Origin of the sequence: Piscinibacter sp. (assembly GCF_050175855.1) — a bacterium.
In the GTDB taxonomy this organism is placed as follows: Bacteria; Pseudomonadota; Gammaproteobacteria; order Burkholderiales; family Burkholderiaceae_C; genus Piscinibacter.
The window spans coordinates 1-8,942 of the sequence record NZ_JBFXIO010000205.1; the positions used below are offsets into that span (position 1 = coordinate 1).

The window sequence follows — 8,942 nt, forward strand, 5'->3', positions numbered from 1 at the left end:
AGCGTGGCTTCGCGCAGGAAGCCGGCATTGAAGCTGAACTCCAGCGCGCGGCTGCGGATCTCCTCCGCGCTCATCGGCACGTGTTCGTGCGACAACGGGCTGAGCGCGACGATCAGCAGGTCGGCCGCGCCGGCCTTGACCAGCGGGAACAGCGCCGGGTTGGCGCTGTAGCCGCCGTCCCAGTAGGGCTCGCCGTCGATCATCACGGCCTGGTGCAGCGTCGGCAGGCAGGCCGAGGCGAGCGCGGCGTTCACGCTCAGTTCGGCGTTGCCGAACAGGCGCAGCCGGCCGCTGTTGGCGTGCGTGGCGGCGACGAAGAGGCGGGGCGCGGCAGATTGCTTCAGCCGCTCGAAGTCGATCTGCGCCGCCAGCACCTCGCGCAGCGGGTTCAGCCCCATGGGGTTGAGCTGGTAGGGCGACAGCGCTCGCGTCCAGTGCATCAGCGCACGCAGGCCGGGGGCGAGGCCGGGGCTGTCGGTCGGGCCGACCAGCCACTGCTCGAAGGGCAACTGCGTGCCGACGGCGCGCCAGAATCGATCGAGCGCCTCGCGGGCGCCCTCGGCACCGCCGCGCATCCAGCCGCTGGCCAGGGCCAGCGCGTTCATCGCGCCGGCGCTGGTGCCGCTGATCGTGTCGAAGCGGAAGCGCCCGGTCTCCAGCAGGGCATCGAGCACGCCCCAGGTGTAGGCACCATGGGCACCGCCGCCCTGCAGCGCGAGGCCGAGGGCGGGGCGGGTGAAGGGCAGGGAACGGAACCAGGGCATGGCAAGCAGGGCGTGCGAGAAGCGTGCCCAGCATGCCAGCCCCCGATGACGCCGCGTTACCGGGGGTTCGGCAGCTCGCGGCGGCGCACCGGCAGCCGCATGGGCAGCGTGCCCGAGGCGGCAGCGATGGCGTTGAAGATCGCGCCGGCGCCGGCCACGATGGCCGTCTCGCCGGCGCCGGACGGCGGCTCGCCGCTCTCGACGAGGTCGATGTCGAAATGCGGCATCTGCGCCATGCGCGGCAGCGCGTAGTCGCCGAACGATGCGACCGTGACCCGGCCGCCGGCGGTGGGCAGGTCGTCGCCGAGCACCAGGCCGATCGACCAGACGAGGTTGCCCTCGACCTGCGCGCGCACGCCGTCGGCATCGACCATCGCGCCGCAGTCGTGGCTGCACCACAGCCGCGTCACGCGGATGGCGTCGTCCTCCAGCAGGACCTCGGCCACTGCGGCAGCGACGCTGCGGCCCTTGTAGACGCCGCAGGCCACGCCGCGCGCATGGCCACCCGGCAGCGGCACGGCGGCAGCGCGCGCGGCGGCGCGGCGCAGCACCGCGGCGAGGCGCTCGGGCTGCAGCAGGTGCTCGCCCGCCGGCGCGTGGGCCAGATGGCGCAGCCGGAAGTCGACCGGGTCGGCGCCGGCGCGGCGAGCCGCTTCGTCCATGGCGGCTTCGATGGCCAGCACGTTGGGCCCGGCGCCCAGGCCGCGCCACGGGCCGGTGGCGATCGGCAGGCGCGTCAGCACCAGGCTGCGCCGCTGGCGGGTGAACGCGTAGGGCGGATGCTGGCCGCGCGCCGTGCCGTCGTCGCCGATCAGGTCGGTCAGGCGCTGCATCCAGGGCGGCACGGCGGCGTTGGTGAACAGCACGTGCGAGCCCGACAGCACATGCCACCAGTCGGTGATCTGCCCACGCTCATCGAGCCGGGCGCGGATGCGGTGCGAGGCCGGCGGGCGGTGGAAGCCGCCGCTGAACTCGTCGTCGCGGTTCCACTGCAGCTTGACCGGCGTGCCGATCGCCTTGGCCACCCACGCCACCTCGCGCTCGACGGTGGCAATCGTGCGCCCGCCGAAGGCACCGCCGATGCGCATCGCATGCACGGTCACGCGTTCGGGCGGCAGGCCGTGGTCACGCGCCAGCACGTCGCGCACGAAGAACGGATCCTGCGTGCCGCACCAGACTTCGAGCGCGCCGTCCTGCGCGAAACGCGCCACCGCGCAGCGCGGCTCGAGGCCGGCGTGCGCGGCGCTCGGCACGTCCAGGCGCAGGTCGAGGGTCCAGGGGCCGTCGGCAACCGCGCCGCGATCCTTCGTCATATGCCCGCGGGCGAGCGCACGGTCGACGTCGACGGCCGTCAGCGCATCGGGCAGCCCCTCGGGGGCGTGCCAGCGCGGCCGTGCGGCGTCGCGCAGCGCCTGCAAGGCGCCGGGGTGGTCGGCCACCAGGGCCGGCCCGTCGAGCTGCGGCAGGTCGATGCGGCGCAGGAATCCGGGCACCCGTTGCAGGGCCGCCTCGTCGAGACCGAGCAGCACGCTGCCGGTCTCGCGCCGCCACGGGCTGCGCAGCACGCAGGCATGGCGCAGGCCGGGAAGCCGCACATCCGCGGTGAACACGGGCGCGCCGGTCACCAGGTCGCGCAGTGCGGGATCGGCATCGTCGCCGACGGCTCCCGGGGTGTCGCGCGGCATCCGCTCGCGCAGCATCGCACAAGCCTCTCGCAGCAGCGGCACGAGCTCGCGCACCGAGTCGCTGCCCACGGTGGCCTTGGCCGGCGGGATGTCGTTCGTGCTGGGATGACGCACGCGCACGGCGGACGGCGGCACGCCCAGCTCGCGCGCCACCAGCGCACGCAGCGCGGCATGGATGCCTTGGCCCATCTCCATGCGCGGGCAGAACAGTTCGACGCGGCCCGCGTCGTCGAAGCGGAGCCAGCCGATGGCGTGCGCGAGCGTCGGCTGCGGGCGCTTCGGGATCGGCGGCAGCAGGCTGCAGCCGGTCGCCGTGAGCAGCACCGTGGCGGCGCCACCGGCCAGCAGCGTGCGGCGACGCAGCGCGCTCATGCCGACGCTCCCCGCGCCAGACGCGCGGCGAGGTGGATCGCCGCGCGAATGCGGTCGTAGGTGCCGCAGCGGCACAGCAGCCCGTTCATCGCGGCGTCGATCTGGTCGTCGGTCGGCACCGGATGCGCCGCGATCAGCGCGGCCGCGGCCATCATCTGCCCGCTCTGGCAGTAGCCGCATTGCGGCACGCGCAGCTCGATCCAGGCGCGCTGCACCGGGTGCAGCACTCCATCGCGTGCCAGGCCTTCGATCGTGGTCACCTGCCGGCCGGCCGCCGCGGCGCAGGGCGTCACGCAGGCGCGCACCGGTGCGCCGTCGAGGTGCACGGTGCAGGCGCCGCAAGCCGCCTGGCCACAGCCGAAGCGCGTGCCGGTCAGGCCGCGGTCCTCGCGCAGCCACCACAGCAGCGGCATGTCGCGGCGGGCCGGTTCAAGGGGGATGCGCTCGCCGTTCAGGAGCAGGTTGTCGTCGTTCATGGCGCGCATGCTGGCCAGCGAAGCCCCCGGCGTCATTAACCGCGGTTAATCGGCATGCTCCGCCGATGCGTTAACGTGTGCGCATGACGCTGCAGTGCCAGGCCCTGCTGGAGACACTCGCCGGCGAGCCGCTGCCCGAATGGGAGTGCTTCGCGCGCGACGTGCGGCAGCGGCGCTTGTCGGCCGGCGAAACCCTGTTCCACGCCGACCAGGCCTGGCCCTGGCTGGCGGTGGTGCGCTCCGGCGTGGCCAAGCTCGTCTATCCGCGCGAAGACGGCGGCGAGCGCATCAAGTCCTTCATCGCCGAGGGCGGCTTCTTCGCCAGCCTGGCGGCGCTGTCGCCGCGCGGCCGCACCACCTTCGCGGCAGTGGCGATGACCGAGCTCGCCGTCGAGCAGATCCCCTATGTGGCCCTGCGCGAGTTCGGCGATCGCCACATCGCCTGGCAGCGCGCCTTGCGCGTGGGCATCGAGCGCTACGGGGCGCGCAAGGAGAAGCGCGAGCGCGAGCTGCTCACGCTCACGCCCGAGCAGCGCTACTGCCGCTTCATTGCCGAAGAACCGGCGCTGGCTGCGCGCATCCCGCAGAAGGACCTGGCGCTGTACCTGGGCATCACGCCGGTGGCGCTGTCGCGCATCCGCGGAAGGCTGCAGCGCACCCGAACCTAGAATCCCGCGATGGATTCGCATGACGAGCGGGACATCCCGCTGTTCGAGGAGCACGAGCCCTCCGCACCGCCGCCCGAACTCGCCGGTGGCGATGGCCTGTTGCGTGGCCTGAACCCCGAACAGCTCGCCGCGGTGACGCTGCCCGCGAAGCCGGCGCTGATCCTGGCTGGCGCCGGTTCGGGCAAGACGCGCGTGCTCACCACGCGCATCGCCTGGCTGATCAGCCATGGCATGGTGTCGCCGGCCGGCGTGATGGCGGTGACCTTCACCAACAAGGCCGCCAAGGAGATGCTCACGCGGCTGTCGGCGATGCTGCCGCTGCCGGTGCGCGGCATGTGGGTCGGCACCTTCCATGGCCTGTGCAACCGCTTCCTGCGCGCGCACTGGAAGCTCGCCGGCTTGGCGCAGGGCTTCCAGATCCTCGACTCGGCCGACCAGCTCTCGGCGGTCAAGCGCGTCATCAAGGCGATGAACCTCGACGAGGAGCGCTACGTGCCCAAGCAGGTCACGTGGTTCATCGCCGGGCAGAAGGAAGACGGCCTGCGCCCGAAGAACGTGGAGGTGCGCGACGAGCTCACCCGCGTGATGGTGCAGGTCTACCAGGGCTACGAGGAGCAGTGCCAGCGCGAGGGCGTGGTCGACTTCGCCGAGCTGATGCTGCGCACCTACGAGCTGATGCGCGACAACGCCGCGCTGCGCGAGCACTACCAGCGCCGCTTCCGCCACATCCTGGTCGACGAGTTCCAGGACACCAACAAGCTGCAGTACGCCTGGCTGAAGATGTTCGCCGGCCCCGGCTCGGCCATCTTCGCGGTGGGCGATGACGACCAGAGCATCTACGCCTTCCGCGGCGCCCAGGTCGGCAACATGAGCGCGTTCGAGCGCGAGTTCCGCGTCGAGCAGGTGATCAAGCTGGAGCGCAACTACCGCAGCTTCGGCAACATCCTCGACGCCGCCAACGAGCTGATCTCGCACAACACCAAGCGGCTGGGCAAGAACCTGCGCACCGAGGCCGGTGCCGGCGAACCGGTGCGTGTGCACGAGGCCACCAGCGACTTCGCCGAGGCGCAGTGGTTCGTCGAGGAAGCCCAGCAGCTGCACCGCGACGGCGTGCCGCGCCACGAGATCGCGCTGCTGTACCGCAGCAACGCGCAGAGCCGCGTGCTCGAGAGCGCGCTGTTCAACGCCGGCATTCCGTACAAGGTCTATGGCGGCCTGCGCTTCTTCGAGCGCGCCGAGGTGAAGCACGCGCTGGCCTACCTGCGCCTGATCGAGAACGCCAACGACGACACCAGCTTCCTGCGCGTGGTGAACTTCCCGACCCGCGGCATCGGCGCGCGTACGCTGGAGCAACTGCAGGACGCGGCGCGCGCCAGCGGCCGCAGCCTGGCGCAGAGCGTGGGCGCGGTGCCGGGCAAGGGCGGCGCCAACCTGCAGGCGTTCGTCGCGCTGGTCGATGCGATGCGCGAGGGCACGCGCGGCCTGACGCTGCGCGAGATCATCGAGCACATGCTGCACGCCTCGGGCCTGGTGGACTTCTACAAGACCGACAAGGAAGGCAAGGACCGGCTCGAGAACCTGGAGGAACTGGTCAACGCCGCCGAGGCCTTCGTCACGCAGGAAGGTTTCGGCAAGGACGCCGTGGCACTGCCGGTGGACGAGCAGGGCGCGGCCGCGGCGGCGCAGGCGCCCGATGCCGAGACCGGCGAGATCATGTCGCCGCTGGCTGCCTTCCTCACGCACGCCTCGCTGGAGGCCGGCGACAACCAGGCGCAGGCCGGGCAGGACGCGGTGCAGCTGATGACGGTGCACTCGGCCAAGGGCCTGGAGTTCGATGCCGTCTTCATCACCGGGCTGGAGGAAGGCCTGTTCCCGCACGAGAACAGCCTGGCCGACCATGATGGGCTGGAGGAAGAGCGGCGACTGATGTACGTGGCGATCACGCGCGCGCGCCAGCGCCTGTACCTGAGCGTCAGCCAGACGCGGCTGCTGCACGGGCAAACGCGCTACAACGTCAAGAGCCGCTTCTTCGACGAACTGCCCGAGGCCTGCCTGAAGTGGATCACGCCGCGCAACCAGGGCTTCGGCTCGGGCTTCGCGCGCGAGTACCAGCAAGCCTGGCAGCGCGGCTCGGGGCTGGGCTCGATCGTCGGCGCCGGGAATGTGGAGCCGCGGTCGGCCAGTTCCTATCCGTCGGCCCCGAAGGCGGCGTCCTCACACGGCCTTCGCACCGGCCAGAGCGTCTTCCACACCAAGTTCGGCGAGGGCGTGATCGTCACGCTCGAGGGCAGCGGCGAGGACGCACGCGCCCAGGTGAACTTCGGGCGCCATGGCATGAAGTGGCTGGCGCTGTCGGTGGCCAAGCTGACGCCAGTGAACTGACTATTCCTTCGTGCTGACGTTCACCACCCGCCCGTTGCGCGGATCGACCTCGCAGCGGTAGCTGAACGGGATCAGGTTCATCCCCGGCGCGCGCTCCACCGAGCCCGCGCCGATCAGCGCGATGCGGCCGTTCTCGCCGGGCTGCACGCGCCGAGAGTCGGAGCCGAAGTTGATGCGGCCCACGCGCGGGTGCAGTTTCTTCAGCGCCGCCGCCGCCGCGCTTTCACAAGCCTGCGGCGAGACGTTGGTGAGGTCGGGGTCGAAGGGCTTCTCCGCGGCGGCGCGCTGGCCCCCCGTCTCACGGAACACCACGCCCGAGGTGCTGTCGTCAGCGGCGCGGTACGCGCAGCCGTAGGTGAAGCCGACGGTGGCGCCACCAGCCGAGCGGTAGCGGCCTTCGCCGCGGATCGCCGTCTCGTCGTCGGCCTGCGGCGTGAGCACGCGGCGCGAGGCGAGAAAGTGGACCTCTTTGGCCGCGCTGCCACGCATGCGCCGCACCGTCTCTGCCACTTCCTGTTCGCAGCGCTCGGTGGCGCGGGCGATGTCGGGCTGGGCCAGGGCCGGGGCCGTGGGCCAGAGGGCGGCAGTCAGGATCAGCAGGCCGGGAAGTCGAAGCATGGTCGAAGGCGCAGGCGGCGGGTCGGGTTCGGCCGATGGTCGCCGCTTTGGTGCATGGCGGCAAGTGCAGATGTCCCGCTGCTGCGCAGGCGGGCGATCCAGCGACAAGCAAGGCCCGGCAAGGCTCTGGGTCCGCATTCCACGGCTTGTGCACAGGGTTCTCCACCGCCACTGTGGACAAGGAGGAATTGCCACCTTCCCTAGACTGAAGGCATGAAGTCAGTGCTTTCCCTCTTGAGCTTGTTGCTGGTCAATACGGTGGCGATGGCCGGTGAGGCCATCGACTGGCAACGTGTCGGTGCCTTCGAGATCGCCCGCACCGAGACCACCGTCGCCCAGTTCGCCCGCTTCGCCGAGGCAACTCGCCTCGTCACGCAGGCCGAGCGGCAAGGGGGAGGGCAGGTGTACGAGTCCGGCTGGGTGCGCAAGCCCGGCTGGAACTGGCGTGCGCCCTTCGGCCAGCCGGCGCAGGGCGACGAACCGGCCGTGCACGTGAACTTCGACGAGGCGCAGGCCTTCTGCCGCTGGGCGGGCGCACGGCTGCCCCGCGATGCGGAGTGGGTGAGCGCGGCCTACACCGAGCAGCGCGAAGCACCGCCATCTCCGTTCATACGCGGGCGCACCTATCCTTACCCGAACGGCGAGCGGCCCGACGGCGCGCAATGCTTCGGCGACTGCGGCGCGGCGGCGAAGGAGCGTGCCGTGAGGCACGGCGCCGCCTTGCTGCGCGGCGACGGCCACGCCCGTGCCGGCGCCACGCCGGCCGGCGTGAACGGCCTGCACGAGATGGGCGGCAACGCCTGGGAGTGGGTGGACGAGCCGCGCGGCGCCACCGGCAACGCCGAACGGCGCACGCGCGGCGGCTCGTGGTGGTACGGCGCGGCGCAGATGCGCGCCGATCACCTGCAGGGCAAGCCCTCCGACACGGCGGTGGTCTACATCGGCTTTCGCTGCGCCCGGTCGGCCTCGCCGGACAGGCCGATCTCGATCCGGCCCAAGCTGCCGTAGTCGGCCACGACACGGTCGCCCGGCAGGATCTCCAGCGGCACCATGCAGGTGCCGCACGAGGCCCAGTCTCCGGCGCGCAGGCCGAGGCCGAGTGACGACAGCTCGTTGGCCAGCCACACGAGCGCGGTGCGCGGATCGCCGAGCAGGGCGCGGCCCTGGCCGTCGCGGGTGTAGCGCAGCATCCCGTCGGTTCCGTGAACGCTCGCATGCACGGCGTGCGCCGCGAGGTCGAGCGCGCGCCATTCGGGCGGTGCTGCCGGCCCGAACGCGAAACGGCCGCAGCAGGCGTCGTCGGCGATCAGCTGCGCCTGGCCCGCGCGGGTGAACTCGGCGAAGCGCGAATCGGGCAGCTCGAACGCCGGGTGCAGCGAGGCCACGGCCGCCAGCACCTCGTCGGCGCCGTAGGGCGCGGCGCGCGGCGGCAGGTCGGCGCCCAGGCGGAAGGCGAACTCGGGCTCGACCACGCGCATGCGGTTGCCGGCCAGGCCGAGCGTGGCGCCGACGGGATGGACGAAGCTGTCGAGGATGCGCCCGGCCAGCGGCCCGGCGACCTGGATGTGCGCCTGCCCGGCCGCGCTGGTGGCGGCGATCTTCCAGCCGACCACGGGCCGGCGGGCCACGAGGGGCAGCGCGGCCTGGATCGCGTGCCCCGCGGCGGCGTCGTGCGGGCGCAGCGCGTCGGGCAGTGCGTCGATCACGCTGCCCGATTCGCGGCAGCGCCAGAGCAGGCGGGCGGCTTCGTGGGCGCTGGGGTGCATCGCGGCTCCTGGTAGACGGCTGCCGATGTTGCCAGAGGACGGCTGGCGTTTTGCCCGACACTCCGGAGCGCCGCAGCGCAACCCCGAGAGGACTGATGAGTTCGACCGACCCGATCACTGCCGCCGCACCCGACGTGCCGCGCCGCTCCCTGTGGCGCGAGGTCGGCGACGCGATCCGCGGCACCGGCGCCGACTACACCAAGATCCCGCT

8 protein-coding genes are annotated in these 8,942 nt (G+C 72.1%); 3 read left to right on the forward strand and 5 right to left on the reverse strand.

Annotated elements, in window-relative coordinates:
- From AB7U92_RS15640 to AB7U92_RS15650, 3 genes are all read right to left on the reverse strand, one after another.
- On the reverse strand, positions 1–764 hold a 764-nt coding region (locus tag AB7U92_RS15640; RefSeq protein WP_428578689.1), incomplete at its 3' end, for a patatin-like phospholipase family protein.
- Positions 765–820: 56 nt separating this feature from the next.
- Positions 821–2,821 (reverse strand): molybdopterin cofactor-binding domain-containing protein, encoded by a 2,001-nt coding sequence (locus AB7U92_RS15645; RefSeq protein ID WP_428578692.1) that lies wholly within the window; start codon positions 2,819–2,821, stop codon positions 821–823.
- On the reverse strand, positions 2,818–3,297 hold the full coding sequence (locus AB7U92_RS15650) for a (2Fe-2S)-binding protein (protein ID WP_428578694.1): 480 nt from the start codon (positions 3,295–3,297) through the stop codon (positions 2,818–2,820). The genes AB7U92_RS15645 and AB7U92_RS15650 overlap by 4 nt, the downstream gene beginning before the upstream one ends.
- A gap of 83 nt (positions 3,298–3,380) precedes the next feature.
- Between AB7U92_RS15650 and AB7U92_RS15655 the strand changes: the two genes are divergently transcribed.
- Complete coding sequence (locus tag AB7U92_RS15655; RefSeq protein WP_428578697.1) at positions 3,381–3,965, forward strand: Crp/Fnr family transcriptional regulator; 585 nt, start codon at positions 3,381–3,383, stop codon at positions 3,963–3,965.
- A 9-nt stretch (positions 3,966–3,974) separates the two neighbouring features.
- Entirely contained in the window at positions 3,975–6,347 is a 2,373-nt protein-coding gene (locus tag AB7U92_RS15660) for a UvrD-helicase domain-containing protein (protein ID WP_428578700.1), read from the forward strand.
- Here the strand turns inward: AB7U92_RS15660 and AB7U92_RS15665 are convergent, their stop codons facing one another.
- Positions 6,348–6,965: a hypothetical protein gene (locus tag AB7U92_RS15665; RefSeq protein ID WP_428578703.1), complete on the reverse strand. Its 618-nt coding sequence runs from the start codon at positions 6,963–6,965 to the stop codon at positions 6,348–6,350.
- A 213-nt stretch (positions 6,966–7,178) separates the two neighbouring features.
- Between AB7U92_RS15665 and AB7U92_RS15670 the strand changes: the two genes are divergently transcribed.
- A complete protein-coding gene (locus AB7U92_RS15670) occupies positions 7,179–7,973 on the forward strand; it encodes a formylglycine-generating enzyme family protein (protein WP_428578706.1) in 795 nt (264 codons plus the stop codon).
- On the opposite strand, the gene AB7U92_RS15675 is transcribed toward AB7U92_RS15670, so the two are convergent.
- Entirely contained in the window at positions 7,901–8,731 is an 831-nt protein-coding gene (locus tag AB7U92_RS15675; RefSeq protein ID WP_428578709.1) for a 2-keto-4-pentenoate hydratase, read from the reverse strand. The two genes, AB7U92_RS15670 and AB7U92_RS15675, sit on opposite strands and share 73 nt — an antisense overlap.
- Positions 8,732–8,942: the final 211 nt, after the last annotated feature.

What these genes read in the sequence shown, in the direction of transcription:
- AB7U92_RS15660 (WP_428578700.1), top strand. Translation starts at nt 3,975, where the DNA reads ATGGATTCGCATGACGAGCGGGACATCCCGCTGTTCGAGGAGCACGAG.
- AB7U92_RS15655 (WP_428578697.1), top strand. Translation starts at nt 3,381, where the DNA reads ATGACGCTGCAGTGCCAGGCCCTGCTGGAGACACTCGCCGGCGAGCCG.
- AB7U92_RS15670 (WP_428578706.1), top strand. Translation starts at nt 7,179, where the DNA reads ATGAAGTCAGTGCTTTCCCTCTTGAGCTTGTTGCTGGTCAATACGGTG.
- AB7U92_RS15665 (WP_428578703.1), bottom strand. Translation starts at nt 6,965, where the DNA reads ATGCTTCGACTTCCCGGCCTGCTGATCCTGACTGCCGCCCTCTGGCCC.
- AB7U92_RS15675 (WP_428578709.1), bottom strand. Translation starts at nt 8,731, where the DNA reads ATGCACCCCAGCGCCCACGAAGCCGCCCGCCTGCTCTGGCGCTGCCGC.
- AB7U92_RS15650 (WP_428578694.1), bottom strand. Translation starts at nt 3,297, where the DNA reads ATGAACGACGACAACCTGCTCCTGAACGGCGAGCGCATCCCCCTTGAA.
- AB7U92_RS15645 (WP_428578692.1), bottom strand. Translation starts at nt 2,821, where the DNA reads ATGAGCGCGCTGCGTCGCCGCACGCTGCTGGCCGGTGGCGCCGCCACG.